We start from the raw sequence: 26,995 nt of genomic DNA on the forward strand, positions 1-26,995 counted from the left end.
GGCACCATGGCTAGCACCTTCGCCGCGGTGTTCGAGATCGTGAGCTTCGGCGCGATCATCGTGCTGGTCGTGCTCGGGCTCGGCATCATCGCCAGCATGATGGGCATCTTTAACTTCGCGCAGGGCGAATTCGTTCTGCTCGGGGCCTATGTCACCTATCTGGCCTACGCCCATGGCGCACCGGTCTGGGTCGGCATGGTTGCCGCGCCCTTTGTGGTCGGCGCGCTCGGCTTTGTGCTGGAGGCGCTGATCATCAGGCGGTTCTATGCCGCGCCGATCGTGGCGATGCTCGGCACCTATGCGCTCGGGCTGATCATCCGCGAAAGCGTCCGCGGCCTGATCGGCGGCTTCTATCTCACGGTGCCGGAGCCGATCGGCGGTTCGATCGACCTCGGCTCCGTCCACATCTCGGCCTGGCGCTTCACCATCATCGTGATCACGCTGCTGGTGATGGGCGGCTGCTATCTGCTGCTGGCGCGCACGAGCTTCGGGCTTCGGGTCCGCGCCACACTGGAAAACCCGGCGCTGGCGCGCGCGTCGGGCATCTCGACGCCGCTGATCTACGGCGCGACCTTTGCGTTCGGCGCGGCCTTGGCCGGGCTTGCCGGCGCGCTGATCGTGCCGGTGTTCAGCCTGTTTGCCGATCTCGGCATCCGCTTCCTGATCCAGGGCTTCGTCGCCGTGATGGTCGGTGGGGTCGGCTCCTTCATCGGTCCGGTCGCCGGCGCCGGCGTCATCGGCACGCTCAGCGCGGCGCTGCCATGGGTCATGTCTCCCGTCGTCGCCGACGTCCTCGTCTTCGTGCTCGCCATCGCCTTCATCAAATTCCGGCCGCAAGGCCTCATTGCTGGGAAAGGGGTCTAATCACCATGTCGATTGAACGCATGAATCTCACGCGCCGCCGCTTCATGAGCAATTTTGCCTTTGCGACCGGCGCGCTCGCGACCGGGGTCGGAAGCTGGGTGGTGAGGCCCGATTGGGCCAACGCCGCCGAGGGCCCGATCAAGGTCGGCATCGCGACCGACCTGACCGGCCCGATCGCCTATGCCGGCAATGCCGACGCCAACGTCGCCAAGATGGTGATCAAGGAGATCAACGCCGGCGGCGGCCTGCTCGGACGGCCGCTCGAGCTCTACATCGAAGACACCGCCTCGAACGAATCGGTCGCGGTCGGCAACGTCCGCAAGCTGATCCAGCGCGACAAGGTCGACATGGTGCTGGGCGGCATCACCTCGTCGATGCGCAACGCGATCAAGGACCCGATCGTGGCGCGCGGCAAGACGCTCTACATCTATCCGCAGCTCTACGAGGGTAAGGAGTGCACGCCCTATCTGTTCTGCACCGGACCGACGCCGGCGCAGCAATGCGATGAGTTCATTCCCTGGCTGATCAAGAACGGCGGCAAGAAGTTCGCGCTGCCGAGTGCCAACTATGTCTGGCCGCATACGCTCAACGTCTACGCCCGCAAGGTGATCGAGGATAACGGTGGCGAGGTCGTGTTCGAGGAGTATTACCCGCTCGACCAGGTCGACTTCTCGTCGACCGTCAACCGGATCATCTCGAACAAGGTCGACGTGGTCTTCAACACCGTGATCCCGCCGGGCGTCGGCCCGTTCTTCAAGCAGCTTTATGAAGCCGGCTTCCTCAAGAACGGCGGGCGGCTCGCCTGCGTCTACTATGACGAGAACACGCTCAACATCAATCAGGCCAGCGAGATCGAGGGGCTGGCGAGCTGCCTCGATTACTTCAAGGTGCTGACCAAGGAGGATACGTTCAACGCCAAGATCCAGGCGGCCTATGAGAAGGATTTCCCGGGCAACTTCCTGTTCGCGGCCGGCAGCGCCGCCACCGGAACCTATCGCGGCCTCAAGCTGTGGGAAGCCGCGGTCAAGGAAGCCGGCAAGGTCGACCGCGACTCGGTTGCAGCCGCGCTCGACCACGCCAAGATCGCCGAAGGGCCCGGCGGACCCGCCGAAATGGTTCCGGGCAAGCGTCACTGCAAGATGAAGATGTACACCGCTGTTGCCAAAGGCGGGAACTATGAGATCGTGGCGCGCAGCGCCGGTCTCGTCGATCCCAAGGAATGCTGAGCAATCCATGGGTGGAGCAGAGCAGGCCGTCGCACGCATCGGTGAGGAACCGGATGTCGTGACAGGTGAGGGTGCACCGGCCGCGCGCGCGCCGGCGGGACAGGCATCGGCAGGATGGAAGGTCCTGCCGATCGTGGAAGGGCTGGTGCTCTTGATCGCACTGGTCCTGCCATGGGTGCTGCAGGATTATCTCACGGTGTTCGCCACCCGCGTAGTGATCCTCGCGCTGTTCGCGCTGTCGTTCGATCTGGTGTGGGGCTATGCCGGCATCATGAGCTTCGGCCAGGCGCTGTTTTTCGGCGCCGCCGGCTACGGCGTGGCGCTGATGGCGCGCGACCTCAACGTCACCTCGATCCTTCTGATCCTGCCTGCCGGCATGTTGATCGGCCTCACCGCGTCGCTGCTGCTCGGCGGCTTCCTGCTGCTCGGGCGCTATCCCTCGAGCGTGATCTTCGTCTCGCTCGGCACCCTGACTGGCTCCTATGCGGCCGACCGGCTGGCGCGCGGCTGGTATTATCTCGGCGGCCAGAACGGCATCCCGTCGATCCCGCCGCTCACGCTCGGCAGCTACGAGTTCGAGGAGGGGCCGGTCTATTACTACATGGTGCTCGGCATCCTCGTGGTCGTCTATCTACTGTGCCGGTTCCTGGTCCGCTCGCAATTCGGCCTCGCGCTTGCGGGCCTGCGCGAGAACGAGCAGCGCATCGCCTTCTTCGGCTACAAGGCGCAGCATCTGAAGGCGATCATCTTCGCGGTCGGCGGCACCATCGCCGGCCTCGCCGGCAGCCTCTATGCCTTCCACGAAGGCTTCGTCTGGCCCAACATGCTGGGCGTCGTGTTCTCGACCCAGGTCGTCCTCTATGTGTTGTTCGGCGGCTCCGGCACGCTGATCGGCGCGGTGATCGGCACCGTGATCATCGAGGGCGTCAGCTTCTGGCTGTCGGACAATTACCGCGATGTCTGGCCGATCATCCTCGGCGTGCTGCTGCTGCTCGTGATTATGTTCCGCCCGCTCGGGCTGGTCTCCTTCGTGCTCGGCGAGCGCGAGCGGGTCGGCAGCTTCGGCAAGGGACCAAACAAGAAGGGCCCAAACAAGGCGCCAAAGCCAAAGGAGACCGGCAATGCCGCTCCTTGAGGCGCAAGGGATCAGCAAGGTGTACGGCAAGCTCACCGCGCTCGACGGTGCGGCGCTGACCGTCGGCGAGAACGAGTTTCACGGCCTGATCGGCCCCAACGGCTCGGGCAAGAGCACGCTGATGAAGTGCGTCGCCGGCGCCGAGGTGCCGACCACGGGCAAGGTCTCGTTCGTCAACACCGACATCACGGCATTCACGCCGACCGAGCGCGCCCGCGCCGGCATGAGCCTGAAATTCCAGATCACCTCGGTGCTGCCGACGCTGACGCTGTACGACAACATCCTGCTGGCGCTGCAGGCGCATTCGTCGCTGTTCGATCTCGTGCTCTCGCGCACCCGCAACAGGCTGCACGATCAGGTCATGACGATGCTGACCCAGTTCCGTCTCGCCGACCGCGCGCATGATGCCGCGGCCGCGCTGTCGCACGGCCAGCAGCAATGGCTCGAGATCGCGATGGCGCTCGCCGGCAAGCCGCGGCTGTTGCTGCTGGACGAGCCGACCGGCGGCATGAGCCTCGAGGAGCGCCGCGTCACCGGCGAGCTGTTGCAGCCGATCAAGCAGCATTGCTCGCTCGTCATCGTCGAACACGACCTCGATTTCATCCGCGACATCTGCGACCGCCTCACGGTGCTCGACCAGGGCAAGGTGCTGGCGTCGGGCACGGTCGCGGAAATCCAGGCCAACAAGAGTGTCCAGGAGATTTATCTTCGCCGTGCCTGACCAGTCCTTCCTCGATATCCGGCATCTCGATGCCGGTTATGGCCGCAGCCAGGTCCTGTTCGATGTCAACATCGGCATTCCCTGGCGCGGCGGCGTCGCCGTGCTCGGCCGCAACGGCGCCGGCAAGACCACGCTGATGAAGACCATCGTCGGCGAGCTCGCGAGCTCGCAGGGCGAACTGTTCTTCGACGGCCGCGACATCACCCGCCGCCGCACCGAGGAGCGCGTGCGCTCCGGCATCGGCTATGTGCCACAGGAGCATTCGGTGTTCGCCCGCCTGTCGGTGCGCGACAACCTCGCGGTCGGCTCGCTGACCAATTCCGATATGAGCGCGGTCGATCGCGTGCTCGAGATCTTCCCCAAGCTCGGCCAGCGCCTCGACCAGCCGGCCGGCACGCTGTCCGGCGGCGAGCGCAAGATGCTGGCGATCGGCCGCGCCATGCTCGGCAATCCGAAATTGCTGCTGTTGGACGAGCCGACCGAAGGCGTCTGGATCGGCGTGATCGAGGAGATCACCGAGCGGCTGATCGAGCTTGCCAAGAGCATCTCGGTCGTGATCGTCGAGCAGCACCTCGACCTCGCGCTGCGCGTCGCCGACTATGCCTATGTGCTGGACCGCGGCCGCGTCGCGCTGCAGGGCGGCGCAGGCGAGGTGCGCAACGACCCGGAACTGCTGCGGTATCTGGCGCCGTAGCCGTACGGGAAGCGGCTGTTTGCGGCGGGATCGGTTCTGCCTGGCAAAGGCGTCTGCGGTGCAGTGGTCTGGCCTTCCCATTCCCGGCTCAGCTCTGAGCGTCCCGGCCCCGCGATGATCAAAGCCGTCACCAAGGCTTCGCTATTTTGACAAGGGTCAACGCAGACCCGGCAGGAGAGTGCTGAATGCCTCGCGGGCTCCCAGCTGTGTCCTGGAGCCGCAGCCGATTTTTTGCGCTTGTTGGATCTGGCTGATCGAGCGGGGATAATCTTGACGAAGGAACGGCAGGCAGAAGATGCGGCGGATGCATTCCGGCTCCTGCGGGCCTTTCGCGCGATCCGGGACCGTGCCGCACGACGACGCATCGTCGAGACGGTTGAAGCGATCGCTAATGATCGCGCACCGGCTGGCGATGCAACGTCGTTCGCCATTGACCAAAAATAGAACGCGACGAGCCAACCCATTATCGGGCTCCCAGGCGGCTGACTATTGGCCCGTTGCGAAGGCAGGCGGCCAGCCTTTTCGTCCGGTGCGGCCATGTCCCTCGCGGCTGCGGCCGCCGCCGTCTCGCGCGCGCCGGCGGACCCCTGCAAGGGCCTCAGGGATCCCAGCCGAAGCAGTGGAATCCCGGTTCCCCAGGAACGAAGAGCCCCGGCTGCCGTTGGGCCGCGGGAGGAATTCACCGATGCGTTATCTTTCGATCATAACCCTTTGTGTCGCTGCCGTGATGAGCAGCAGTGCCGCGCTGGCGCAGCATGCCGGCACCAAGTCCGAACAATCCGCGTGCTCGCGCGACGCACAGCGCTTCTGCCGCAAGGACCTCGGCAATGACGGCGCCGTACAAAACTGCCTTCAGATGAAGCGGGCCAGCCTGAGCTCAAGCTGCAAGAAGGTCTTCGAAAGCCACGGCATGTAACCGTCACGGCGCAGAACTTCCTGTCGATCAAGGCGACGGCGTTCCGCCGACGTGCTCGATGAGGTGTGCCCGCGAGGGCGACGGCTCGAACCGGTCGGCGAAGTATTGCGTTTCGTGGACGACCAGCCCGTCGCGGAATTCCATGATGCTCACCGAGTAGGACGGGATGCCGTCATAGGTCAGCACGAATTCGGTGACCCAGAGATCGCCGCCGCCGATCATGCGCTGGACCGTGAAGCGCTTCTTGCTCGGCTGAACCGTCCGGCTCTGCTGAATGTTGCGCCGGCCACGGATCCGCTCGCCCGATTGCGGATAGTCGAGCACTGCATCCTCGCGATAGATCTCGTGCTCGCGCTCGAAATCGCTCGCGTCCGACGCCTCCCAATGGCGCTCCAGCGCCATCCGCAGGGTTCGATCATCCATCGCAATCTCCCGGCTGTGCCCGCGTGCATGATCTGGCGATCATCTACGCGTGGTTGGCAAGAGGAATGTGGTGGCGAAGGGAGGCTATGATTGAGAGATCATGTCGCGAGAATGCGGAACCCCACTGGCCGCGCGACACATTCGGTGTCGTTCCGGCCTTGAGACGAGACCCATAACCACGAATGCGAATTGTCTTGAAAAGCTGTGGCCACAGCGCGCTTCAACAACACGGCGTGTGGTTATGGGTCCCTGCTTTCGCAGGGACGACACCTTGTGCTGTTCGAAGTGCTGATCGGAGACGACGAGCGCCGCGGCGCAAGACGGCCGCGCTTACTTCACCGCGGAGAAGCGGGTGTCGAACGAGTTGGTCTGCACGACCGGCGCGGAGCCGGCGAGCTGGGTCGACGACGCCGCGGGGGCCGGCGCGGCGGCCGCAGTGTTGGTTGTCTGCGGCTTCGGCGCGGGCTTGGCGGCCTGCTTCGGCTCGGCCTTGGGTGCGACGCGAACCACCGATTGCGGCTTGGCCTCGGCGACCTTCGGCTTGGCCGGTGCCGCAGCGACCGGAGCCGGCGGCGATGCCGTCATCTTGCTGGCGTCGGCGGTGCCGCCGATGCCGACCTTCTGGGCAAAGCTCGAGAAGAAACCCTCGGACTTGTCGGACGTGTTGGCCGAGGCAACGCGGGCAGTCGACGACGTCGTCGCAACGACCGGCTCGTCCTGCTGGACCGCGAGATTGGGTTTGGGCGGATTGACCGTGCCGGGGATCGTGCCGGGCGCGCGCGCCAGCGACATCGACTGCAGCGCCTGGCTGTCGCCGCCTTCGGACAGACCGGTGTTTCCTTCGGGAATCTTCGAGGCGAAGATCGCGTTCATGCCGCCGTCGATGCCGGTGTTGAGGCGCGCCACCGGCGTGCCCTTGGACACCAGCTTGGCGGTCTCGGCGGCGTCCTGCTGCTCCCTCTCGCGCACGGCGCTCGCGATCTCCTCGGGGATCACATAGGCCGGACACTTCGCGGAGGCGTCGAACACCGGATCGCGCGTTGCGTTCGGCGCCTTGACGGCATCGAACACGTACTTCTTCTCGCAGAAGTCGACCCTCGGCTCCTGCTTCGTCACCTCGAAATGATCATAGCCTTCCTTGATCATCTTCCAGAAAGGCATGTTCGGATTGTTGCGGTGCTTGGCCATGTTCACCGGCGTCATCCGGAACGGATAGGCCTGCAGCTGGAACGCCTTCTGGCCGCCGAAGAACGACTCGCGGCCGAGCGAATAGATTTCCGCGATCTGCTCGTCGGTCATCGCGTAGCAGCCGCGCGAGGAACAGTCGCCATGCACCATTAGCTGCGAGCCGGTGCGGCCGAGCGCCTTGTCGAACGCGTTGGGATAGCCGGTGTTGAACGACAGGTAATAGGCCGACTGCGGATTCATCTGGCTCGGATTGATCGAATAGAACCCTTCGGGCGCCTGGCGGTCGCCCTCACGGACCTTCGGGCCGAGATCGCCCGACCAGCGGCAGATCGGATAGGTCTTGAGCAGCGCGAACTGGCCGGAGCGGGTCTGCTTCCAGACCTCGAGCTCGGCCTCCTGCTTGAACAGCCGCACCAGGATCGGCGACTGCATGTCCATGTCCTTCTCGGTCATGGCAGCGACGAGCTTGGGCGGGACCGGCTGGTTGGCCTTGGCGTTCTGGGCGAGCGAGATCTGGTCGCTGTCACAGCCGGCGAGCATGACGCCCGCGGCGAGGACCGCCGAAGTCAGAAGCGCGCGTACGAGCGTGCGATGAGTCAAGTCCGAGCTCCACACCCACCGGGCGATTTTCGCGACCCCAACACGGCGAATATGCCCTGAAGCCATTGTGTAAAATATTAGCCTTCGACGCCCCCTGCTCGCAACCTGAACGGAGGCTGACACCGCTCACGGTAGCAGGCATGGTTCAAGGAACGTTAAAGACCCGTCTCGGGGCCCAATTACGGCAAAATCGGCTGATTTGGTCGAAAATTCGCCCGTTTGGGCGGCTCAGCCCAGCTTGCGGCCGATATCCAGGAACTTCTGGCGCCGCTGTTTGCGAATCGCGTCCGGATCAAGATTTCGTAGGTCGTTGAACGCCTGGGCGATGGCATCGCCCGTGGTCGTGATCATCGCGGCGGGGTCGCGATGAGCGCCGCCGGAGGGCTCCTTCAGGATCTGGTCGATCACGCCGAAGCGCAGCATGTCCTGGGCGGTGATCTTCATGCTGTTGGCGGCTTCCTGCGCCTTGGTGCCGTCGCGCCACAGGATCGAGGATGCCGCCTCCGGCGAGATCACGCTGTAGATCGCGTGCTCCATCATCAGCACGCGGTTGGCGGTCGTGATGGCGATGGCGCCGCCCGACATGCCTTCGCCGGTGACGATCGCGACATTGGGCACGCCGAGCGACAGGCAGGCGTCGATCGAGCGCGCGATCGCCTCGGCCTGGCCGCGCTCCTCGGCGCCGATGCCGGGATAGGCGCCGGCGGAATCGACGATCGACAGCACCGGGACGCCGAAGCGGTCGGCCATCTCCATCAGGCGCACCGCCTTGCGGTAGCCTTCGGGACGCGCCATGCCGAAATTGTGCTTGATGCGGGTATCGGTGGTGGCGCCCTTCTCCTGGCCGACCACGCAGATGCTCTCGCCGCGGAAGCGGCCGAAGCCGCCGATCAGGGCCTCGTCGTCGGCGAATTTGCGGTCGCCGGCCATCGGGGTGAATTCGGTGATCAGGCCGCCAATGAAATCGGTGAAGTGCGGTCGCTGCGGATGCCGCGCCACCAGCGTCTTCTGCCACGGCGTCAGATTGGCATAGAGGTCGGTCAGCGCCTGCGCCGCCTTATCCTCGATCCGCGCGACTTCGTCGCCGATGTCGCTGCCGCTCGCGGCAAGCGCACGCAATTCGTCGATCTTGGATTCAAGCTCGGCGACGGGTTTTTCGAAGTCGAGATAGCTGCGCATCGGGTCGGGCATCAACTCAATATAGGGAGGAACAATGCGAGGGGCGAAGCGGTTTTGGCGGTGGCAAGAGAAGTTTTGTAACTTCAATCGGTTAACGCGCATTCGGGCGGAATGCACGCTTCGGGATCGCAGGCAGGTGACGCTCTTTCTGCGGAGACGACGCGGAAGTCAAGGTGGATCGCTTGTAGCCCGGATGGAGCGAAGCGCAATCCGGGATAGGTATTTCCGCGGATATCGCTCCCCGGATTACGCTTCGCTCCATCCGGGCTACGGATTGCTACGACTTCTCGGCCAGCGGATGCAGGTCGCGGACCAGGCTCTTCAGCCGCTCCTCGACCACATGGGTGTAGATCTGGGTGGTCGAGATATCGGTATGGCCGAGCAGGGTCTGCACGATGCGCAGGTCCGCGCCATTGTGCAGCAGGTGGCTGGCGAAGGCGTGGCGCAGCACGTGCGGGGACACCAGCCGCGGCGCGAGGCCGGAGGCGCTCGCGAGCTCCTTCAGGTCGCGGGCGAAATGCTGCCGGGTCAGGTGGCCGCTCTCGCCGGAGGACGGAAACAGCCATTTCGGCGGTGCGGCCTTCTTCGCCTTCGGCTGCATCACCTCCAGCGCGGCGAGATAGTCAACCATCGCCTGGCGCGAGGCATCGTTGAGCGGCACCAGCCGCTCCTTGTTGCCCTTGCCGCGCACCACGATCATCCGCGCGTCGCGCCGCGCCGCGGAGATCGGCAGCGACACCAGCTCGGAGACGCGCAGCCCGGTGGCGTAGAGCACCTCGAGCAGGCAATACAGCCGCAGCGCGCGCAGCCGCTGTGCCGGCGAGACGTCGGTCTGGGTCAGCTCCTTGGCGCGGGTCAGCAGGCGGTCGACGTCCGCGATCGACAGCACCTTGGGCAGGCCGCGGCCGCGCTTCGGGCCGGACAGGATCGCGGCCGGATCGTCGCCGCGGATCCGCTCGTTGAGCAGGAAACGGTAGAGATGCCGCATCGCCGACAGCCGCCGCGCCACGCTGGTCGACTTGAAGCCGCGCGTATCCAGGTCGGCGAGGTAGCCGCGCAGCGCCTCGGTGTCTGCGCTCGTGAAATCGGCGCCGGCATGGGCGAGGAAATCGGAGAAATCGGTGAGGTCGCGCCGGTAGGCGTCGAGCGTGTTGACGCCGGCGCCCTGTTCCGCGGCGAGCATGTCGAGGAACAACGCGGTCAGCTTGGCGTCGGAGGACCTGATTTGGGTCTTGGCGGGTGTCTTCACAGGAGCTTTGGCAGCAGCGGGCATGCCAGAATCATAGCGGCTATTTCTTGAGGAACTTATCCGGCGGGATGGTCACGCTCATTTCCCGCGGTTTCGGATGCACGAAATTGGCCAGCGCGAAGACGATGCCGTAGCCGATCCCGAAAATCACGGCGACGACCGTCAGGAAGCGGAACAGGCTGGGCATGGAGGCGACTCAGGCGGCGAATTAACCAATGAAATCATCCAACATGTTCCCCGCGCCGTTGCAAGAGTCGCTGGTAACGGTATCGCCGGGGGTAGTATAGGTGGCTCGAATTCTGAACAAATCGTCCCAATATCCGAGCTTTTTGATGTCCGACGCAGCCGTCCCGGCGCCCACCCATCCGACCCTGGAGGCCGATATCACGGCCGCCCTGGGGACGCGGTCGATCGTGCTAGTGGGCATGATGGGGGCCGGCAAGTCGACCATCGGCCGGCGGATGGCGCTGCGGCTCAAGCTGGCGTTCACCGATGCCGACACCGAAATCGAGGCGGCGGCGGACATGACGATCCCGGAGATTTTCGAGACCCATGGCGAGGCTTATTTCCGCGACGGCGAGGCGCGGGTGATTGCCCGCATCCTCGACAGCGGTCCGATCGTGCTGGCGACCGGTGGCGGCGCCTTCATGCGTGAGGAAACCCGCAAACGGATCAGCGACAAGGCGATCTCGATTTGGCTCAAAGCCGACAGTGATATCATCATGCGCCGGGTCCGCCGCCGCGCCGATCGTCCGCTGTTGCAGACCGCCGATCCCGAGGCGACCGTCAACCGGCTGCTCAGCGAGCGCGAGCCGGTCTACCAGAACGCCGATCTGACGATCGCCTCGCGCGACGTGCCGCACGATCGCATTGTCGACGAATGCCTCGAGGCCCTGCATGCGCATCTGTGCGGCGTGCGTCCGGCCGGCGAGCCACCATCTGATGGATTGAACGCGACCTCATGACTGCGCCCTTGAAACACTCCGCCTCGGTTACCGTCGACGTCGCGCTCGGCGATCGCGCCTATGACATTGTCATCGGCCGCGACGTGCTGGCCTCGCTGGGCGAGCGCGTCGCGGCGCTGCGGCCCGGCGTGCGGACCGCCATCGTCACCGATCGCACCGTCGCGAAACACTGGCTGGAGCCGGCCGAGGCATCGCTTGCGGCCGCGGGCGTGCCGACGTCGCGGATCGTCGTCGAGGAGGGCGAGGGCTCGAAGAGCTATGCCACGCTGACGCAGGTCAGCGAGGCGCTGATCGCGGCGAAGATCGAGCGCAACGATCTGGTGATCGCGCTCGGCGGCGGCGTGGTCGGCGATCTCGCCGGCTTCGCGGCCGCGATCCTGCGTCGCGGCGTCGATTTCGTGCAGGTGCCGACATCGCTGCTGGCGCAGGTCGATTCCTCTGTCGGCGGCAAGACCGGCATCAACTCGCCGCAGGGCAAGAACCTGATCGGCGCATTCCACCAGCCGGTGCTTGTCATCGCCGACACCTCGGTGCTCGACACGCTGTCACAGCGCCAGTTCCGCGCCGGCTACGCCGAGGTCGCGAAATACGGCATCCTCGGTGACGAGGCCTTCTTCGCCTGGCTCGAAAAGAACCACGCCGACATCTTCTCGGGCGGCGCAGGGCGCGAGCACGCGATTGCGACCTCCAGCCGCGCCAAGGCCGCCATCGTCTCCCGCGACGAGCGCGAGACCGGCGAGCGCGCGCTGCTCAATCTCGGCCACACCTTCGGTCATGCGCTGGAAGCCGCGACGGGCTTCTCCGACCGCCTGTTCCATGGCGAGGGCGTCTCGGTCGGCATGGTGCTCGCGGCGGAATTCTCCGCGCAGCTCGGCATGATTTCGACGGACGACGCGGCCCGCATCGCGCGTCATCTTTCCGCGGTAGGATTGCCGACGCGCCTGCAGGATATCGCAGGCTTCACGCAGGAAGGGCTTGCCGATGCCGACGCTCTGTTGGCGCTGATGGCCCAGGACAAGAAGGTCAAGCGCGGCAAGCTCACCTTCATCCTGCTGGAGGCGGTCGGCCGCGCCGTGATTGCCAACAATGTCGAGCCTCAGCCGGTGCGCGACTTCCTGCAAGCCAAGCTGAAGGCCTAAACCACGGATCAAGCCAGTGGGCTGGTTAACCTTCTCGATCGTGCTGCTCTGTCTGCTCGTCTCCGCCTTCTTCTCGGCGAGTGAGACGGCGCTGACCGGCGCCTCGCGCGCCAGCATGTTGCGGCTGTCGAAGCAGGGCAACAGCGAAGCCACGGTGGTCTCGAGCCTGATCGCGATGCGCGAGCGGATGATCGGTGCGCTGCTGCTCGGCAACAACATCGCCAATATCGGCGCCTCCGCGCTTGCCACCGGCATCTTCACCGCCTGGTTCGGCGATGTCGGCGTGCTTTATGCCACCGGTGTGATGACGGTGCTGGTGGTGATCTTCGCGGAAGTGCTGCCCAAGACCGTCGCCATCAATGCGCCGGACCGGGTGTCGCTGCTGGTGGCCCGGCCGATGCGGCTGACGGTGTTCGTGCTCGGGCCGCTTCTCACCATCATTGAAGGGATCGTCCGCGCGCTGATGCGGCTGCTTGGCATCAAGATCGGCGCGCACCAGGCCATCCTGTCGCCGACCGAACGCCTGCGCGGCGCGGTCGATCTGCTGCATCACGAAGGCAAGGTCGAGAAGCAGGACCGCGACATGCTCGGCGGGTTGCTCGACCTCAGCGAGCTGCAGGTCTCCGACGTCATGGTCCATCGCACCGAGATGACCATGGTCAATGCCGACCTGCCGCCCGAGGAGTTGGTGCGCGAGGTGCTGGCCAGCGAATACACCCGCATCCCGCTGTGGCGCGAGAAGCCGGAGAACATCGTCGGCGTGCTCCACGCCAAGGATCTGCTGCGGGCGATGCGCGCCAACGAGGGCGACATGTCCGCGATCGATGCCTCCGCGATCGCGTTGCCGCCCTGGTTCGTGCCGGAGATGCGCCCGGTCTCCGAACAGCTGAAGGCGTTCCGCCGCCGCAAGACCCACTTCGCCCTGGTGGTCGACGAGTATGGCGAGGTCGAAGGCATGGTGACGCTGGAGGACATCCTGGAGGAGATCGTCGGCGACATCTCCGACGAGCACGATGTCGTGGTCGCGGGCGTGCGCGCCCAGCCGGACGGCTCGGTCGTGGTCGACGGCTCGGTGCCGATCCGCGACCTCAACCGCGCGATGGACTGGCGCCTGCCGGACGAGGAGGCGACCACGGTTGCCGGCCTCGTGATCCACGAGGCGCGGTCGATTCCCGATCGCGGCCAGAGCTTCACCTTCCACGGCTTCCGCTTCCGCGTGCTCCGCCGCGAGCGCAACCGCATCACCGCGCTGCGCATCGTCGCCGTCCCGCGCGAGGCCGCCGAGCTCGACGAGAAGAAGCCGAAGCGGGCGGGAACGGCGTTCTAGTTCGCGTAGGCAGTCTGCATGCACCGTCACCCTGAGGAGCCGCGAAGCGGCGTCTCGAAGGGTCGACGGCCCGGCTGGTGGCCGTGCATCCTTCGAGACGCGCTACGCGCTCCTCAGAATGACGGGTCTGGCGATTATTCCGAATGCTACTCGATATCGATCGAGATGCCCGACAGCTTCCACGCGCCGTCGGAGGGGATGAAGCCGAGCTGATACTTCACCTGCTTGGGCGTGGTGTCGAAATGGCCCTTCAGCCGCAACACGCCCTTGTCGTCGATCTTGGCGTCCTCATCGAGCACGATCGGCTTGGCGACGACGGCGTCGAACACCGCATGCTTGTCGACCAGATCCTTGAAGATCGTCTTCAGCTTGTCCGGCGAAAACTGGTCGCGGAACGGCTTTGAGATCTTGGCGTGGAACACGGTGAAATTGTTGGCGGCCACCGCATCGTTGAGCGAGACTAGGATGCTCTTGATCAGCACCTCCTGAACGAACGGGCTCGGCATATCCAGCGCCGAGGCCGGGCGCATCGCGCAAATCAGGAGCAGGCCGGCGGCGGCGACAATCGACCGGAAACGTGGCCAGCAAGGGATCATCAATGGCCCCATATCAAGCGTGGCGATACGATCCATCATTTGCCTGCTCACATATGGCGCAGGTCCGCCGCCCGAGGTCCCATTCTCATAACGGAAAACCACTGCTTCGTCTTGAGCCAAGCGCGAGCTAGCGCGGCTTTTCCCCGGGGCCGTGGGCGTGGATCGCCAGCGCGTGCACCGAGCCGGCGAGTTCCTGCGCCAGCGTCGCATTTATCATGCGATGGCGTTCGATCCGGCTCTTCCCTTCGAAGGCCGGAGACACAATATATACCCTGAAATGCGTCTCGCCGCCTGGCCTGTGGCCGGCGTGGCCCTCATGCAGATGTGACTCGTCGACGACGTCGAGGCTTTCGGGCAAGAAAGCTTCACGCAACTTGTTTATGATAGCGTCTTTGGTGCTCATGGCGGCGGAGTTAGGTCCGCGACGGCTTTTCGTCAATGGTGCAAGCGGGAAACGAGGTCTGCGCAATGTCAAGACTTGAAGATTTGTGCATTGCGTAGTCAAAGAGAACATGCCGATCGATTCATCAAAATTCTTCGACTCCATTCGCATCAAGCCGACCAAGGTGAGTGCGAAGCGCCAGGCGCAGGCCGGCGAGCAGGCCGTCGCCTGCGAGTGGGCGGGTTGCCAGAATAAGGGCGCGCACCGCGCCCCGAAGGGCCGCGAGAATTCGCGCGAGTATTGGCATTTCTGTCTCGATCACGTCCGCGAGTACAACCAGTCCTACAATTTCTTCCAGGGCATGAATCCTGACGACGTCGCGCGCTACCAGAAGGATGCGCTGACCGGCCACCGTCCGACCTGGAAGATGGGCCCCAACAACGGCAAGAAGGAGAGCGGGCTCGACGCCGCCTCCGATCCGTTCCACGTGTTCTCCGAGCTCAACGGCCGCGGCCGCTGGCGGCCCGGACCGGGTGGCGCGGAGCCCAAGCCCGAGACGCGCAAGGTCATGAACGCCGAGCGCAAGGCACTGCTGGTGATGGGGCTCGGCGCCGGGGCGACACTCGAAGACGTCAAGTCGAAGTACAAGGCGCTGGTGAAGCAGCACCATCCCGACGCCAACGGCGGCGATCGCTCCACCGAGGATCGCCTGATCGAGATCATCAAGGCATACAATTATCTGAAGACCGTGGTGCGCGAGGCGTAAGCTGTCGCCTCCGTCGCCCCTGCGAAAGCAGGGGCCCATAACCACCGGCGGCTATTGGTGCATTCAGATGTCGACCCCATCGTGCCATTGATGGGCCGCGGCGTATGGGTCCCTGCTTTCGCAGGGACGATGGCGGAGCTTTTGGCGTCGCCATCGTCCAACGGTGCGGCTTTGTAGCCCGGACGGAGCGCAGCGCAATCCGGGGCTCTTCCATCCGTGGTCACACCGCTCCCGGATTTCGCTGCGCTCCATCCGGGCTACGGTTAGCTCTCAGTCCTTCGGCACCGCACCGACATACGAAGAGCTCGGCCGGATCAACCGTCCGGTACGCCGCTGCTCCAAGGCGTGTGCGGTCCAGCCGGCGGCGCGGGCGGTGGCGAAGATCGGCGTGAACGCCTGCCGCGGGATTTCCAGCCCATCGAGCAGGATCGCGGTGAAGAACTCGACATTGGTCTCGAGCGGCCGCTCCGGGTTCTTCTTGCGCAGCGCTGCGCGGATATAGGCCTCGACCTCGCCGGCAAACGGCAGGTCGGCGCCGCTGGCCTCGAGGCGTTCGATGGCGATCTTCAGCACGTCGGCGCGCGGGTCGCGTACGCGATAGACCCGATGGCCAAAGCCCATCAGCCGTTCGCCATGCGCCAGCGCGCCGTCGACCCAGGGCTTGATGCGCTCACGGGTGCCGATTGCGTCCAGCATCTCCAGCACCGGCTCCGGCGCGCCGCCATGCAGCGGGCCGGTCAGCGCGCAATAGCCGCCGGTGATGGCCGCGAACAGATCGGCCTGGGTCGACGCGATCACCCGCGTCGTGAAGGTCGATGCGTTCATGCCGTGGTCGCAGACGGTGACGAAATAGGCGTCGAGCGCCGCAACCTCGCGCGGCTCGGCCTTGCGCCCCCGCAGCATCCGCAGCGTGTCGGCGGCGTGGCTGGCATTCGGGTCCGGCGCGATCGGGGCATGTCCCTTGGCGTGCTGCGCCAGGGCGCCCGCGATCACCGGGAAGGCGCCGACAATGGTCGCCTCGTGCTCCAGCCCGTTCTCGCCGCGCAGGCCGGCGATCGCGGCCCGGAAGCCGTCGACGATCGACATGCCGCGCGTCGCCGGCAGCAGGTCCGGCAGCCGGGCGAAGGCGCGTTCGCGGGCGGCGCCGAGGCTGGCGCGGACGTTGGCTTCGCTCAGCGACTTGCCGGTGGCGCCGTTCCACAGCCGCGCCGTGACGCCCTCGAAGCTCGACTTGCCCGCGAGGCTGGCGACGTGCTCGCCGGCGATGATCAGTTCGCCGCGCTCGCCGTCGACATGGCTCAACACGGTCTCGGCGGCGGGAACGCCGTCCAGACCGATCTGGCTCTTGGTGAGAATCATGTTCATGGCCCGATCTCCTTGCTTCACCCCTTCAAGGTCGGGCCTCTCGACGGGTTGATCAATCTTGATTATATCAATCAATATGAAAAAATCCGCCGAGCTTTACCTCTCCGCCCGCGAGGCCGCAGCCGAGCTCGCGATCTCGCCGGCGACACTTTACGCCTATGTCAGCCGCGGCCTGATCCGCTCCGAGCCATCGCCGGATTCGCGCAGCCACCGCTACCGCGCCGAGGACATCAGGGGGTTGAAGGAGCGCCGCGTGCCGTCACCGGAGCCGCGCGGCTTTCGCAATTTCGACGCCGACCTGCCGGTGATGGATTCCGCAATCGCAACCATCACCGAGCAGGGCCCGATCTATCGCGGCGTGAACTGCGTCGATCTCGCCCAACGCGACACGCTGGAGCACACCGCGACGCTGCTGTGGGACGTCACCGGCGTCGATCCGTTCGCGTCGGACAATTGCCCGCATGTCTCCGATGAAATGCGTGCGATCGCCGAGGCCGCGCGGCGCGCCCAGCCGATCGACCGCACGGTCGCCGTGCTGGCGCTGGCGGCGAGTGCCGATCCCGGCGCCTTCACCCGCGCGCCGGATGGACGCGCGATGGTCGGCGGGCGCATCCTGCGGCTGCTGGTTGCGACCATGCTGAACGCTGTGCCATCGGCCGAGCCGCTGCATGAACAGGTGGCGCGGGTCTGGACGCCGGATAACAAGCACGCGCCCGACCTGATTCGCCGCGCGCTGGTGCTGCTCGCCGATCACGAACTGAATGCCTCCACCTTCACGGCGCGCTGCGCGGCATCGACCGGCCTCAATCTGTACGACTCTGTGATCGCGGGTCTCGTCGCGCTGAAGGGGCCGATGCATGGCGGCGCCGGCGTGCTCGCCTCGCGTCTGGTCAAGACCATGATTGACAACGACGTTGCGCCTGTGGTCCGCGAGCGGGTTGCGCTCGGCGAGCGTTTCGCCGGCTTCGGGCACGGCGTCTACAAGAAGGGCGATCCGCGCGCGATCTCGCTGCTCGAGGCCCTGACGCGGGCCGGCGCGCCGCGCAAATTCACCAGGGAAGTGCCTGATCGGATCGCGGAAGCAACCGGCGAGTTCGTCAACATCGACTACGCGCTGGCGGTGCTGGTCCATGCGCTGCGGATGCCCGCAGGCAGCGAGCTCGCGCTGTTTGCGATGGCCCGCAGCGTCGGCTGGATCGCGCATGCCAGCGAGCAGCTTCAGCTCGGCAAGCTGATCAGGCCCCGCGCGCGTTATGTCGGCCCGGCACCGGGGCGGGCCGGCACCACCAACAGCATTTAGCTATTTTGCCGGCTTGGCCGGTTCGATCAGTCCGCTGCCATGCCGGCGGCGGATGGTCCAGATCGCCAGCGACAGGATGACGGCAGCGCCGGCGACCGCGAACATCCAGAGATGCTTGCCGACATGTTGATGATGCGGCAGGCCGGCATAATCGTGCAGCGCGGTGACGGCGAGCACGCCGGGCAACACATGCGCCGGTGCCCAGAGCAGGATCGCGGGGATGTTGATTGCGTAGAAGCGCGCCGGCGGCATGTCGAGCGCGCCGGCGGTGATCGGCACAAAGGCGCGAATCGGCGGCACGAAGCGGGCGAAGAACACCGCGAGCACGCCCCATCGGTTGAAGAAGGCCTCGCTCTGCGCGACCACCCGCGGATAATTGGAGAGCGGCCAGGCCGACAGGATCTCGCGCTGGCTGCGATGGCCGATCAGATAGGCCGTGCCGTCGCCTAGCATCGCGCCGGCGGCAGCGGCGGCGAGCACTGGCACGAGCTTCAATTCGCCGCCCGGGACCAGCGCGCTCAGCGCCAGGATAATGGTCGAGCCCGGCACTAGCGAGCCGACCACCGGGACTGCTTCCAGCAGGGCGGCCAGAAACAACGTCAGATAGGCGAGCCAGGCATGGGCCGAAACGAACGCGATCAAAGGGTCAAGGAATGAAGTCACAGAATTCCTGGGTGGCGATGAAACAGGTCCGAGAGCTAACAACTCCCCGCCGGGCTGAAAAGTGCCTGCGGACAAGCCGCCGTGGCGCTGCGGCGAAAGTACGGCGGGATTTGCAGAGCAGCCTTCCAAAAACCGAGTTTCGCGCCTATCTTTATGATACAACAACGGAACTTTGATTTGCCCGTGGGCTTCTGCCGGCCGATGCTCTCTGCTAGGCTTGTGCGTAGCACCCCATCCGCAGCCAAATGACCTAAATCTGGTTTCGGGAATGCCCGGGACCTCGGAGGATGAATGACGACGGCCGTCCAGACCAAAGCGCAAGAACCCGTCGGGTTGCCCGACATGAAGGTGTCGGTTCGGCAGGTCTTCGGGATCGATAGCGATCTGGAAGTTCCCGCCTATTCCGCGGTCGATCCGCATGTGCCGGAAGTCGACAGCGACTATCGCTTCGACCGCGCCACCACGCTCGCGATCCTCGCCGGCTTTGCCAGGAACCGCCGCGTGATGGTCACCGGCTATCACGGCACCGGCAAGTCGACTCACATCGAGCAGGTTGCGGCCCGCCTCAACTGGCCCTGCGTGCGCGTCAACCTCGACAGCCATATCAGCCGTATCGATCTCGTCGGCAAGGATGCCATCGTGGTCAAGGAGGGCAAGCAGGTCACGGAATTCCGCGACGGCATCCTGCCCTGGGCGCTGCAGCACAACATCGCGCTGGTGTTCGACGAATATGATGCCGGCCGCCCGGACGTGATGTTCGTGATTCAGCGCGTGCTGGAAGTCTCCGGCCGCCTGACGCTGCTCGACCAGAACAAGGTGATCAAGCCGCACCCGGCGTTCCGCCTGTTCTCGACCGCCAACACGGTCGGCCTCGGCGACACCTCGGGCCTCTATCACGGCACCCAGCAGATCAACCAGGGCCAGATGGACCGCTGGTCGATCGTCACCACGCTGAACTACCTCGCCCATGACGAGGAAGTTGAGATCGTGCTGGCGAAGGCGAAGCACTATCGCACCCAGGAAGGCCGCGACATCGTCAACAAGATGGTGCGGCTGGCGGATCTCACCCGCAACGCGTTCGCCAATGGCGACCTGTCGACGGTGATGAGCCCGCGCACGGTGATCACCTGGGCCGAGAACGCGGACATCTTCAACGACATCGGCTTCGCGTTCCGCGTCACCTTCCTCAACAAGTGTGACGAGCTGGAGCGGCCGCTGGTCGCCGAGTTCTACCAGCGCTGCTTCAACGTCGAGTTGCCGGAATCCTCGGTCAACGTGGCGCTCAGCTAGTCCATGCCGAAAATCTCCGTCGAGCGCACAGTCACACAGACGAAGAAAGCGGTGCTCGGCGGATTGCTCCGCTACAACAACGAGAAGATGGGGAAGCAGAAGTACAAGCGCTTCGCCATCTCGCTGCGGCAAGGCGACGAGATCGTCGGTGGCATCGTCGGCGAGGTCTGGACCGCGGTGTTGTTCATCCAGCTGTTCTGGATGGAGCAGAAGTTTCGCAACAAGGGTTTTGGCGCGAAGCTGATCAAGGCGATCGAAGACGAGGCGCGGCGCTTCGGAGCGACGCAATCCTATCTGGATACGATGAGCTTCCAGGCGCCGGGCTTCTACCGCGCCAATGGATATAAAGAGTTCGGTTCGATTGAGGGGTATCCCGGCGGCGTCACGCGCCACTGGTTTACGAAATCGCTATGACAACCTCCAATATCAAATTCCGTCCCGGATCGAAGGAAGCGCCTACCGAGCCGTTCAAGCGCTCAGTGTCGGCGTGCCTGAAGGCGATCGCCAAGAAGCCGGAGCTCGAGGTCACCTTTGCCGCCGAGCGGCCGGGGCTTGCGCCCGGCAAGGCGCGGCTGCCGGAGCCGGCGCGCAAGATGACCAAGCGCGATGCGGCGATCGTACGCGGCCACGCCGACTCGATCGCGCTCAAGATCGCCTGTCACGATCCCAAGGTGCATCGCAAGCTGATGCCGGGCAATCCGCAGGCGCGCGGCGTGTTCGAGGCGGTCGAGCAGGCGCGCGTCGAGGCGATCGGCTCGCGGCGGATGGCCGGCGTTGCGAAGAACCTCACCGCGATGCTGGACGATCATTTCCACCGCGGCAAGTATGACGAGATCACCGATCGCGCCGATGCCCCGTTGTCGGATGCGCTGGCGATGCTGGTGCGCGAACGCCTGACCGGCATGGCGCCGCCCGCGGCCGCCAAGAAGATGGTCGATCTCTGGCGTCCGACGCTGGAGGACAAGATCGGCTCGCGGCTCGACCAGCTCGGCCGTTTCACCGAGGACCAGGCGAGGTTCGGTGACCTGGTCCACGATCTGTTGTCGGCGCTCGATCTCGGCGACGACCGCAACATGGATTCCGACGACGACGATGACCAGGACGAGAACCAGGACGGCGAGAACGATCAGTCCGGGGCCGAGGGTTCGCCTGATTCCGACGCCGCGCAGGAGATGAGCGCCGACCAGGCCCAGACGAGCGCGGAAGAGATGAGCGAAAGCGCGATGGAGAGCGCGCAGGCCTCCACGTCAGACACGTTCGACGACGGCGAGCTCGGCGACGACGAGACGCCGGGTGAGGCGACACGGCCGAATTCGCGCGGCCAGAACGAGCCGCGTGGTCCGGAATATCATGCGTTTGCGCCGAAGTTCGACGAGGTGATCGCCGCCGAGGACCTCTGCGATCACGACGAGCTCGAGCGGCTGCGCTCCTATCTCGACAAGCAGCTCGCGCATCTGCAGGGCATCGTGGCGCGGCTCGCCAACCGCCTGCAGCGCCGCCTGATGGCGCAGCAGAACCGCGCCTGGGATTTCGATCTCGAGGAAGGCATCCTCGATCCGGCGCGGCTGTCGCGCGTCGTCACCGATCCCTATCATCCGCTGTCCTTCATGCATGAGAAGGAGGCGACCTTCCGCGACACCGTGGTGACGCTGCTGCTGGATAACTCCGGCTCGATGCGCGGTCGTCCGATCACGGTTGCCGCCACCTGCGCCGACATCCTGGCGCGCACGCTGGAGCGTTGCGGCGTCAAGGTCGAGATCCTGGGCTTCACCACCCGCGCCTGGAAGGGCGGGCAGTCGCGCGAGGCGTGGCTTGCGGCCGGCAAGCCGGCCAATCCCGGCCGCCTCAACGATCTGCGCCACATCATCTACAAGTCGGCGGATGCGCCGTGGCGTCGTGCGCGCAAGAATCTCGGTCTGATGATGCGCGAGGGCCTGCTCAAGGAGAACATCGACGGCGAGGCGCTCGACTGGGCGCACAAGCGCTTGCTCGCGCGTCCCGAGCAGCGCCGCATCCTGATGATGATCTCCGACGGTGCGCCAGTCGACGATTCCACGCTGTCGGTCAATCCCGGCAACTATCTCGAGCGGCACCTGCGCCACATCATCGAGGAGATCGAGACCCGCTCGCCGGTCGAGCTGATCGCGATCGGCATCGGTCATGACGTGACGCGTTATTATCGCCGCGCCGTCACCATCGTGGATGCAGAAGAGCTCGGCGGCGCCATCACCGAAAAGCTCGCCGAGCTGTTCAGCGAGACCCACGGCTCGGCGCCCGCACCGGGCACGCGGCGCCGCCTCCACTCGTGAGACATGCGCTCACCGCCTAGAGCGTTTTCGAGCGAAGTGGATACCGGTTCGCGTAAAGAAAACGCGTCAAAACTAGAATCTAGAGCCCCGTTCCGATTCAATCGAAACGGACAAGGCTCTAGCCGTCGCCATTTCCTGAGAGGTGTGGCGGCGGGGTTGTCGGCCGCGGCATTGCCGAGCCTTGCCCAAGCACAGGGCGCGAGCCAGCCGGCGCTGACGCCGGGACCGCCCGGCAGGCCGGGCCGTCACCGCGTCGACGAACCCGCCGCGGTCGAGGTCAACGCGCGGCCGCTGCCGTCGTTCGATATCCGCGATCGCGGGCGGGTGCGGTTCGGCGCGCTGGAATATCGCAGCGGCCTGATCCTGACGTCGTCGTTCGCCGGCTTCGGCGGCCTGTCCGCGCTGCGGCTCGATGCCAAAGGCGAACGCTTCATCGCGGTCAGCGACCAGGGCACCTGGTTCAGCGGCCGCATCGTCTATCGCGGCCGGGAGATGGCCGGGCTCGACGATGTCGAGGCGGCGCCACTGCTCGACGCCCACGGCAAGCCGATTACCGCGACCCGCGGCTGGTACGATTCGGAATCGCTCGCGCTGGACGGCTCCATTGCCTATGTCGGGCTCGAGCGGGTCAACCAGGTGCTGCGCTACGATTTCGCCAAGGGCTTCACCCGCGCGCGTGGCGAGGTGGTGCCGCTGCCCGCGGCGGCGCGCAAGCTGCCCATCAACAAGGGGCTCGAGGCGCTCGTCTTCGTGCCTAAGGGTCTGCCGCTCGCAGGAACGTTGATCGCGCTGTCGGAGCGTGGCCTCGATACCGGCGGCAACCTGATCGCCTTCCTGGTCGGCGGCAGGACGCCGGGCCAGTTCAGCGTCCGCCGCACTGAGAATTTCGACATCAGCGACGCGGTCCTGCTGCCGTCGGGCGATCTGTTGATTTTGGAGCGGAAATTCTCCTGGCTCGGCGGCGCCGGCATTCGCATCCGCCGCCTCGCTTTGTCTGATATCGCGCCCGGCGCCGTCGTCGATGGTCCGGCGATCTTCAATGCCGATCTCGGCAACGAGATCGACAACATGGAAGGCATCGACGCCCATGTCACTGATGAGGGCGAGACCGTGCTGACGATGGTTTCCGACGACAATTTCTCCCTGATCCAGCGCAATTTGCTGCTGCAGTTCACGCTGGTGGACTGAGGTGCCGGCCTGCGGGGCCCCGTTATCGCATTGCTGATCTGCCCCGGCCCGTTCGGCGACCGCGGCAGTTGGTGATCGCGGCGGCCGCCTCTATCTTATCCTGGCCGTTTCCCCGATCCCGGATACCCCTCGCATGAGCACCCTGTTTTCCCCGATCGAACTGCGCAGCCTCAAGCTCTCCAACCGGATCATGGTCTCGCCGATGTGCCAGTATTCGGCCGTCGACGGCTCCGCCAATGACTGGCACTTCACCCACATCAACATGCTGGCGCTGTCGGGCGCCGCGATGTTCTGCATCGAGGCCACCCATGTCGAGGATATCGGGCGGATCACGCCGGGCTGCCTCGGCCTCTACAGCGATGCCAATGAGGCGGCGCTGAAGCCGATCCTGGCCTCGGTGCGCAAGCATTCGAAGGCCGCGGTCGCGATGCAGCTCGCCCATGCCGGCCGCAAGGCTTCGAGCCAGCGTCCCTGGGAGGGCGGGCAGCTGATCCCGGTTGCCGAAGGCGGCTGGCAGACGGTTGGGCCATCTGATGTCCCGCACAAGGAAAGCGAGGCGCCGCCGCTGGCGCTCGACGACGCCGGCCTGAAGCGCATTCGCGAGGCCTTTGTCGCGTCAGCGAAGCGCGCAGACCGGCTCGGCATCGATGCGCTCGAGCTGCACGGCGCGCATGGTTATCTGCTGCACCAGTTCCTGTCGCCGATCGCCAACAAGCGGACCGACCGCTATGGCGGTTCGCTCGAAAACCGCATGCGCTTCCCGCTGGAAGTTTTCGACGCGGTGCGCGCGGTATTCCCGGATCACAAGCCGATCGGCATGCGGGTGTCGGCGACCGACTGGGTCGAGGGCGCCTGGGATCTCGCGCAGACCATCGAATTTGCCAAGGAGCTGAAGAAGCGTGGCGTCGACTGGATGGACGTCTCCTCCGGCGGTGTGTCGCCGCTGCAGAAGATTCCGCTCGGTCCGGGCTACCAGGTGCCGGCGGCGCAGGCGGTGAAGGAGGCGACCGGCGTCACCACGATGGCGGTCGGCCTGATCACCGAAGCGAAGCAGGCCGAGGAGATTGTCGCGTCGGGGAAGGCCGACATGATCGCGCTCGCCCGCGGCATGCTCTACGACCCGCGCTGGGGCTGGCACGCCGCCGCCGAGCTCGGCGGCGAGGTGAGCGCGCCGCCGCAATACTGGCGCTCGCAGCCCTCAACGCAGAAGGCGCTGTTCGGCAAGACCACGTTCGGGACGCGCTGAGACGCCGTCTCGCCTGGCCTCGCCTGCGAGGTCAATGCGTCGCGGGTCCGAACCAGCGCGTGAGCGCGGCGTCGAGGCCCGCCAAGTCCTCGCCGTCGGCCACCCAGGCGATGCAGGCATCGGGGCGGATCAGCAGCGATGGGCCGGCGCGCCTTGATGCGCATCGGACGAACATGTCCCAGCGAGCCGCGATTGCTGACGCGGCCCCGCCCGTTGCATCGACCAGCACGGCTCTGCCGTCCTCCATCTGATCGAACAGCGTTGTTTCCGCGCCGTCGCCGAGCGCGAAATTGCCGGAGAGCCGGCCGACCGATGCATGATCGCTGCCGAGGTCGTAGCGGATCTTGATGCCGCTGATCATTTCGCCGAAGTAGCGGGTGCCCTCGTCGCCGCTCATCAGGTCGGCTACGATGTCGCGCAGGGCGTCCGTCATGACATCCGGCCGCATCAGCGCAACCTGGGCGCGGGTGTTGGCGAGCACCTTTGCCGCGATCGGATGGCGCTCTGCCGTGTAGCTGTCGAGCAGGCTTTCCGGCATGCGATCGCAGACGACCGCCGCGAGCTTCCAGCCGAGATTGGCCGCATCGAGCAGGCCGAGATTGAGGCCTTGTCCGCCGAACGGCGAGTGCACATGCGCGGCGTCGCCAGCCAGCAGCACACGACCCCTGCGATAGCTGTCGGCCTGTCGCGCATTGTCGGTGAAGCGGGTGGCGGTCTTGACGGCGGTGACACGGACGTCGGCGCCGCTGATCCGGCGCAGGGTGGTCTCGATCTCCTCGCGCGTCACCGGCGCGCTGCGATCCGCCGGCGGTCCGTCGAACTCGGCCAGGAACACCCGGCCGGGAATCGGTCCATAGGCCATCATGCCGACGGGCGTTCGCCGCCAGCCGACCGGGAGCAGACGATCCGGATGATCGAGGTCGACGATGGCCTGGTGTCCGGTGAGGCTCGGTTCGGTGCCGGGAAAATCAAAGCCCGCGCGCTTGCGCACCGCGCTGCGTCCGCCGTCGCAGCCGACCAGATACGCGGCGTGCAGCTCGACATCGCCGGACGCGTCCCTTGCCCTCGTCAGCATACCGTCTCCGGTATCCTCGAAATCGGTCAGCTCGCAGCCACGCCTGATCGCGATGCCGAGTGCGCAGGCGCGCTCGCCGAGCATTTTCTCCAGCGCTTGCTGGTTCACGCCCCGCAACCGCCGGTCCGGCTCGCGCTGACGCGTCTGGTCGATCCCGAAGATACCGGAGAAGTGACCGCCGAATTTCTTGAACGGCAGCTCCGACTCGCCGTCGGCACTCTTCATGAGCCTTGACATGCTGTCCGCCATGCTGCGTTCGACCGCATTCATCGCCTCGGCAAGGCCACGGCGCTGCAGCGCTTCGCCGGCGAGGGCGCCGATCGCGCCGGCCTTGATGGTCTGGTCGGGCTCCGCCAGCCGCTCGATCACGATCACGTCGGCGCCGCCCAGGGTCAGTTCGATCGCGAGCAGCAATCCGGTCGGCCCGGCGCCGACCACAACCACATCCGTCCGTTCACGCGTCAAGTCGTCACCATAATTTATACTCAGTACAATATTTTGTATGATACAAATTCCTGCATGTCAAATCGGGACGGATTGCGGGAGCGGAAGAAGGAGGCGACGCGCCAGGCGATCTCGGACGTCGCCACCGAGCTGTTCGTGGCGCGCGGCTTCGACAATGTCTCGGTGGCCGAGATTGCCGAGGCCGCCGAGGTCTCCCGGATGACGGTGTTCAATTACTTTCCGCGCAAGGAAGATCTGTTCTTCGACCGTGAGGAGGAAAGCCGCCAGATTCTGAAGGCCGCTTTTGCCGAGCGACCAGCCGGCGAAGCGCCGCTGATGACGCTGCGCAAGCTGGTGCAGAACTTGGCGGATCGGGCGCATCCTTTCGCGAAGTTCACCGATGCAACGGCGAAATTCTGGCGCACCGTCGCCGAAAGCCCGGCGCTCTCGGCGCGGGCGCGCGAGATGCGTGACGAGTTGATCGATGATCTTGCGACCGTGCTGGCGGGCGCCATCAAGCGGCCGCTCGCCGATGCCGACGCCCGGCTCGCCGCATCGATGGTGGTCACGGCTGTGACCGTCGCCTATGCGGAAGGGCTTCGCGAGCACAAGGCGCGCCGATCGGCGGCCTCGACACGCGAGGCCTTCCTGCAGATCATGGAGCGCAGCTTTTCGGGTATCGCGGTCATGCTGAAGGGAACGCCCTACGCCTAATTCCCGGCCGGGCCGCATGCGACAAAGCCAT

28 protein-coding genes are annotated in these 26,995 nt (G+C 65.5%); 18 read left to right on the top strand and 10 right to left on the bottom strand.

Annotated elements, in window-relative coordinates:
- Positions 1-6 precede the first annotated feature (6 nt).
- The 7 genes from AAFG13_RS28595 to AAFG13_RS28625 all read left to right on the top strand — a co-directional run bounded on the left by AAFG13_RS28595 (position 7) and on the right by AAFG13_RS28625 (position 5,556).
- The gene (locus tag AAFG13_RS28595) at positions 7-864 is read left to right on the top strand and encodes a branched-chain amino acid ABC transporter permease (protein ID WP_092120142.1); all 858 of its coding nucleotides are present in this window, start codon (positions 7-9) and stop codon (positions 862-864) included.
- Between the two features lie 5 nt (positions 865-869).
- On the top strand, positions 870-2,090 hold the full coding sequence (locus AAFG13_RS28600) for a substrate-binding protein (protein ID WP_342708899.1): 1,221 nt from the start codon (positions 870-872) through the stop codon (positions 2,088-2,090).
- 7 nt (positions 2,091-2,097) lie between these two features.
- Positions 2,098-3,225 (top strand): branched-chain amino acid ABC transporter permease, encoded by a 1,128-nt coding sequence (locus tag AAFG13_RS28605; RefSeq protein ID WP_249132528.1) that lies wholly within the window; start codon positions 2,098-2,100, stop codon positions 3,223-3,225.
- Positions 3,212-3,946 (top strand): ABC transporter ATP-binding protein, encoded by a 735-nt coding sequence (locus AAFG13_RS28610; protein WP_212311938.1) that lies wholly within the window; start codon positions 3,212-3,214, stop codon positions 3,944-3,946. The genes AAFG13_RS28605 and AAFG13_RS28610 overlap by 14 nt, the downstream gene beginning before the upstream one ends.
- On the top strand, positions 3,939-4,640 hold the full coding sequence (locus AAFG13_RS28615; RefSeq protein WP_212311937.1) for an ABC transporter ATP-binding protein: 702 nt from the start codon (positions 3,939-3,941) through the stop codon (positions 4,638-4,640). The genes AAFG13_RS28610 and AAFG13_RS28615 overlap by 8 nt, the downstream gene beginning before the upstream one ends.
- Positions 4,641-4,910: 270 nt before the next feature.
- Complete coding sequence (locus AAFG13_RS28620; RefSeq protein ID WP_212311936.1) at positions 4,911-5,084, top strand: hypothetical protein; 174 nt, start codon at positions 4,911-4,913, stop codon at positions 5,082-5,084.
- Positions 5,085-5,367: 283 nt separating this feature from the next.
- Positions 5,368-5,556, top strand: coding sequence for a hypothetical protein (locus tag AAFG13_RS28625; RefSeq protein ID WP_342708900.1), 189 nt, complete (start codon positions 5,368-5,370; stop codon positions 5,554-5,556).
- A 27-nt stretch (positions 5,557-5,583) separates the two neighbouring features.
- On the opposite strand, the gene AAFG13_RS28630 is transcribed toward AAFG13_RS28625, so the two are convergent.
- From AAFG13_RS28630 to AAFG13_RS28650, 5 genes are all read right to left on the bottom strand, one after another.
- The gene (locus AAFG13_RS28630; RefSeq protein ID WP_342708901.1) at positions 5,584-5,979 is read right to left on the bottom strand and encodes a nuclear transport factor 2 family protein; all 396 of its coding nucleotides are present in this window, start codon (positions 5,977-5,979) and stop codon (positions 5,584-5,586) included.
- A 330-nt stretch (positions 5,980-6,309) separates the two neighbouring features.
- Positions 6,310-7,767 (bottom strand): L,D-transpeptidase family protein, encoded by a 1,458-nt coding sequence (locus tag AAFG13_RS28635; RefSeq protein ID WP_342708902.1) that lies wholly within the window; start codon positions 7,765-7,767, stop codon positions 6,310-6,312.
- A 228-nt stretch (positions 7,768-7,995) separates the two neighbouring features.
- Positions 7,996-8,958: an acetyl-CoA carboxylase carboxyltransferase subunit alpha gene (locus tag AAFG13_RS28640; RefSeq protein ID WP_212311932.1), complete on the bottom strand. Its 963-nt coding sequence runs from the start codon at positions 8,956-8,958 to the stop codon at positions 7,996-7,998.
- Positions 8,959-9,223: 265 nt separating this feature from the next.
- Positions 9,224-10,219 carry a site-specific tyrosine recombinase XerD gene (gene xerD, locus AAFG13_RS28645; protein WP_342708903.1) on the bottom strand — a complete coding sequence of 332 codons (996 nt, stop codon included), beginning with the start codon at positions 10,217-10,219 and terminating at the stop codon, positions 9,224-9,226.
- 16 nt (positions 10,220-10,235) lie between these two features.
- Positions 10,236-10,382, bottom strand: coding sequence for a hypothetical protein (locus tag AAFG13_RS28650; protein ID WP_050405944.1), 147 nt, complete (start codon positions 10,380-10,382; stop codon positions 10,236-10,238).
- 145 nt (positions 10,383-10,527) lie between these two features.
- Between AAFG13_RS28650 and AAFG13_RS28655 the strand changes: the two genes are divergently transcribed.
- Genes AAFG13_RS28655 through AAFG13_RS28665 form a run of 3 tightly spaced genes read left to right on the top strand, consistent with a single transcriptional unit; the run spans position 10,528 to position 13,626 of the window.
- On the top strand, positions 10,528-11,160 hold the full coding sequence (locus AAFG13_RS28655) for a shikimate kinase (RefSeq protein WP_212311930.1): 633 nt from the start codon (positions 10,528-10,530) through the stop codon (positions 11,158-11,160).
- Positions 11,157-12,299, top strand: coding sequence for a 3-dehydroquinate synthase (aroB, locus tag AAFG13_RS28660; RefSeq protein WP_342708904.1), 1,143 nt, complete (start codon positions 11,157-11,159; stop codon positions 12,297-12,299). The genes AAFG13_RS28655 and aroB overlap by 4 nt, the downstream gene beginning before the upstream one ends.
- Positions 12,300-12,315: 16 nt before the next feature.
- Positions 12,316-13,626 (top strand): HlyC/CorC family transporter, encoded by a 1,311-nt coding sequence (locus AAFG13_RS28665; RefSeq protein ID WP_092120105.1) that lies wholly within the window; start codon positions 12,316-12,318, stop codon positions 13,624-13,626.
- Positions 13,627-13,772: 146 nt separating this feature from the next.
- Here AAFG13_RS28665 and AAFG13_RS28670 read toward each other — a convergent pair whose 3' ends face one another.
- Both AAFG13_RS28670 and AAFG13_RS28675 read right to left on the bottom strand, forming a co-directional pair.
- Complete coding sequence (locus AAFG13_RS28670; protein ID WP_342708905.1) at positions 13,773-14,261, bottom strand: hypothetical protein; 489 nt, start codon at positions 14,259-14,261, stop codon at positions 13,773-13,775.
- Positions 14,262-14,349: 88 nt separating this feature from the next.
- On the bottom strand, positions 14,350-14,625 hold the full coding sequence (locus tag AAFG13_RS28675; protein WP_028338206.1) for a BolA family protein: 276 nt from the start codon (positions 14,623-14,625) through the stop codon (positions 14,350-14,352).
- 109 nt (positions 14,626-14,734) lie between these two features.
- On the opposite strand from AAFG13_RS28675, the gene AAFG13_RS28680 reads away from it, so the two are divergent.
- Positions 14,735-15,370: a DnaJ domain-containing protein gene (locus tag AAFG13_RS28680; RefSeq protein ID WP_342708906.1), complete on the top strand. Its 636-nt coding sequence runs from the start codon at positions 14,735-14,737 to the stop codon at positions 15,368-15,370.
- A 270-nt stretch (positions 15,371-15,640) separates the two neighbouring features.
- Here AAFG13_RS28680 and AAFG13_RS28685 read toward each other — a convergent pair whose 3' ends face one another.
- The gene (locus AAFG13_RS28685) at positions 15,641-16,735 is read right to left on the bottom strand and encodes a citrate synthase/methylcitrate synthase (RefSeq protein ID WP_342708907.1); all 1,095 of its coding nucleotides are present in this window, start codon (positions 16,733-16,735) and stop codon (positions 15,641-15,643) included.
- A 76-nt stretch (positions 16,736-16,811) separates the two neighbouring features.
- Between AAFG13_RS28685 and AAFG13_RS28690 the strand changes: the two genes are divergently transcribed.
- On the top strand, positions 16,812-18,035 hold the full coding sequence (locus tag AAFG13_RS28690; RefSeq protein WP_212311927.1) for a citrate synthase family protein: 1,224 nt from the start codon (positions 16,812-16,814) through the stop codon (positions 18,033-18,035).
- Here the strand turns inward: AAFG13_RS28690 and AAFG13_RS28695 are convergent, their stop codons facing one another.
- A complete protein-coding gene (locus AAFG13_RS28695; protein ID WP_212311926.1) occupies positions 18,036-18,698 on the bottom strand; it encodes a DedA family protein in 663 nt (220 codons plus the stop codon).
- A 291-nt stretch (positions 18,699-18,989) separates the two neighbouring features.
- On the opposite strand from AAFG13_RS28695, the gene cobS reads away from it, so the two are divergent.
- From cobS to AAFG13_RS28720, 5 genes are all read left to right on the top strand, one after another.
- Positions 18,990-19,988, top strand: coding sequence for a cobaltochelatase subunit CobS (gene cobS / locus AAFG13_RS28700; protein WP_092120091.1), 999 nt, complete (start codon positions 18,990-18,992; stop codon positions 19,986-19,988).
- Between the two features lie 3 nt (positions 19,989-19,991).
- The gene (locus AAFG13_RS28705; RefSeq protein WP_095731654.1) at positions 19,992-20,402 is read left to right on the top strand and encodes a GNAT family N-acetyltransferase; all 411 of its coding nucleotides are present in this window, start codon (positions 19,992-19,994) and stop codon (positions 20,400-20,402) included.
- Positions 20,399-22,297: a cobaltochelatase subunit CobT gene (gene cobT, locus AAFG13_RS28710; RefSeq protein ID WP_342708908.1), complete on the top strand. Its 1,899-nt coding sequence runs from the start codon at positions 20,399-20,401 to the stop codon at positions 22,295-22,297. Before AAFG13_RS28705 ends, cobT begins: the two co-directional genes overlap by 4 nt.
- Positions 22,298-22,441: 144 nt before the next feature.
- The gene (locus AAFG13_RS28715) at positions 22,442-23,485 is read left to right on the top strand and encodes an esterase-like activity of phytase family protein (RefSeq protein WP_342708909.1); all 1,044 of its coding nucleotides are present in this window, start codon (positions 22,442-22,444) and stop codon (positions 23,483-23,485) included.
- A 133-nt stretch (positions 23,486-23,618) separates the two neighbouring features.
- Positions 23,619-24,731 (top strand): NADH:flavin oxidoreductase/NADH oxidase, encoded by a 1,113-nt coding sequence (locus AAFG13_RS28720; RefSeq protein WP_212311923.1) that lies wholly within the window; start codon positions 23,619-23,621, stop codon positions 24,729-24,731.
- Positions 24,732-24,762: 31 nt separating this feature from the next.
- Here the strand turns inward: AAFG13_RS28720 and AAFG13_RS28725 are convergent, their stop codons facing one another.
- Complete coding sequence (locus AAFG13_RS28725; RefSeq protein WP_342708910.1) at positions 24,763-26,271, bottom strand: FAD-dependent monooxygenase; 1,509 nt, start codon at positions 26,269-26,271, stop codon at positions 24,763-24,765.
- Positions 26,272-26,325: 54 nt separating this feature from the next.
- Here AAFG13_RS28725 and AAFG13_RS28730 point away from each other — a divergent pair, with 54 nt between their 5' ends.
- Positions 26,326-26,964, top strand: a complete 639-nt coding sequence (locus tag AAFG13_RS28730; RefSeq protein ID WP_342708911.1) for a TetR family transcriptional regulator — start codon at positions 26,326-26,328, stop codon at positions 26,962-26,964.
- The last annotated feature ends 31 nt before the right edge of the window (positions 26,965-26,995 follow it).

The organism is Bradyrhizobium sp. B124 (assembly GCF_038967635.1).
In the GTDB taxonomy this organism is placed as follows: Bacteria; Pseudomonadota; Alphaproteobacteria; order Rhizobiales; family Xanthobacteraceae; genus Bradyrhizobium.

What these genes read in the sequence shown, in the direction of transcription:
- AAFG13_RS28595 (WP_092120142.1), top strand. Translation starts at nt 7, where the DNA reads ATGGCTAGCACCTTCGCCGCGGTGTTCGAGATCGTGAGCTTCGGCGCG.
- AAFG13_RS28600 (WP_342708899.1), top strand. Translation starts at nt 870, where the DNA reads ATGTCGATTGAACGCATGAATCTCACGCGCCGCCGCTTCATGAGCAAT.
- AAFG13_RS28605 (WP_249132528.1), top strand. Translation starts at nt 2,098, where the DNA reads ATGGGTGGAGCAGAGCAGGCCGTCGCACGCATCGGTGAGGAACCGGAT.
- AAFG13_RS28610 (WP_212311938.1), top strand. Translation starts at nt 3,212, where the DNA reads ATGCCGCTCCTTGAGGCGCAAGGGATCAGCAAGGTGTACGGCAAGCTC.
- AAFG13_RS28625 (WP_342708900.1), top strand. Translation starts at nt 5,368, where the DNA reads ATGAGCAGCAGTGCCGCGCTGGCGCAGCATGCCGGCACCAAGTCCGAA.
- AAFG13_RS28630 (WP_342708901.1), bottom strand. Translation starts at nt 5,979, where the DNA reads ATGGATGATCGAACCCTGCGGATGGCGCTGGAGCGCCATTGGGAGGCG.
- AAFG13_RS28640 (WP_212311932.1), bottom strand. Translation starts at nt 8,958, where the DNA reads ATGCCCGACCCGATGCGCAGCTATCTCGACTTCGAAAAACCCGTCGCC.
- xerD (WP_342708903.1), bottom strand. Translation starts at nt 10,219, where the DNA reads ATGCCCGCTGCTGCCAAAGCTCCTGTGAAGACACCCGCCAAGACCCAA.
- AAFG13_RS28650 (WP_050405944.1), bottom strand. Translation starts at nt 10,382, where the DNA reads ATGCCCAGCCTGTTCCGCTTCCTGACGGTCGTCGCCGTGATTTTCGGG.
- AAFG13_RS28655 (WP_212311930.1), top strand. Translation starts at nt 10,528, where the DNA reads ATGTCCGACGCAGCCGTCCCGGCGCCCACCCATCCGACCCTGGAGGCC.
- aroB (WP_342708904.1), top strand. Translation starts at nt 11,157, where the DNA reads ATGACTGCGCCCTTGAAACACTCCGCCTCGGTTACCGTCGACGTCGCG.
- AAFG13_RS28670 (WP_342708905.1), bottom strand. Translation starts at nt 14,261, where the DNA reads ATGATGGATCGTATCGCCACGCTTGATATGGGGCCATTGATGATCCCT.
- AAFG13_RS28675 (WP_028338206.1), bottom strand. Translation starts at nt 14,625, where the DNA reads ATGAGCACCAAAGACGCTATCATAAACAAGTTGCGTGAAGCTTTCTTG.
- AAFG13_RS28680 (WP_342708906.1), top strand. Translation starts at nt 14,735, where the DNA reads ATGCCGATCGATTCATCAAAATTCTTCGACTCCATTCGCATCAAGCCG.
- AAFG13_RS28685 (WP_342708907.1), bottom strand. Translation starts at nt 16,735, where the DNA reads ATGAACATGATTCTCACCAAGAGCCAGATCGGTCTGGACGGCGTTCCC.
- AAFG13_RS28690 (WP_212311927.1), top strand. Translation starts at nt 16,812, where the DNA reads ATGAAAAAATCCGCCGAGCTTTACCTCTCCGCCCGCGAGGCCGCAGCC.
- cobS (WP_092120091.1), top strand. Translation starts at nt 18,990, where the DNA reads ATGACGACGGCCGTCCAGACCAAAGCGCAAGAACCCGTCGGGTTGCCC.
- AAFG13_RS28705 (WP_095731654.1), top strand. Translation starts at nt 19,992, where the DNA reads ATGCCGAAAATCTCCGTCGAGCGCACAGTCACACAGACGAAGAAAGCG.
- cobT (WP_342708908.1), top strand. Translation starts at nt 20,399, where the DNA reads ATGACAACCTCCAATATCAAATTCCGTCCCGGATCGAAGGAAGCGCCT.
- AAFG13_RS28720 (WP_212311923.1), top strand. Translation starts at nt 23,619, where the DNA reads ATGAGCACCCTGTTTTCCCCGATCGAACTGCGCAGCCTCAAGCTCTCC.
- AAFG13_RS28730 (WP_342708911.1), top strand. Translation starts at nt 26,326, where the DNA reads ATGTCAAATCGGGACGGATTGCGGGAGCGGAAGAAGGAGGCGACGCGC.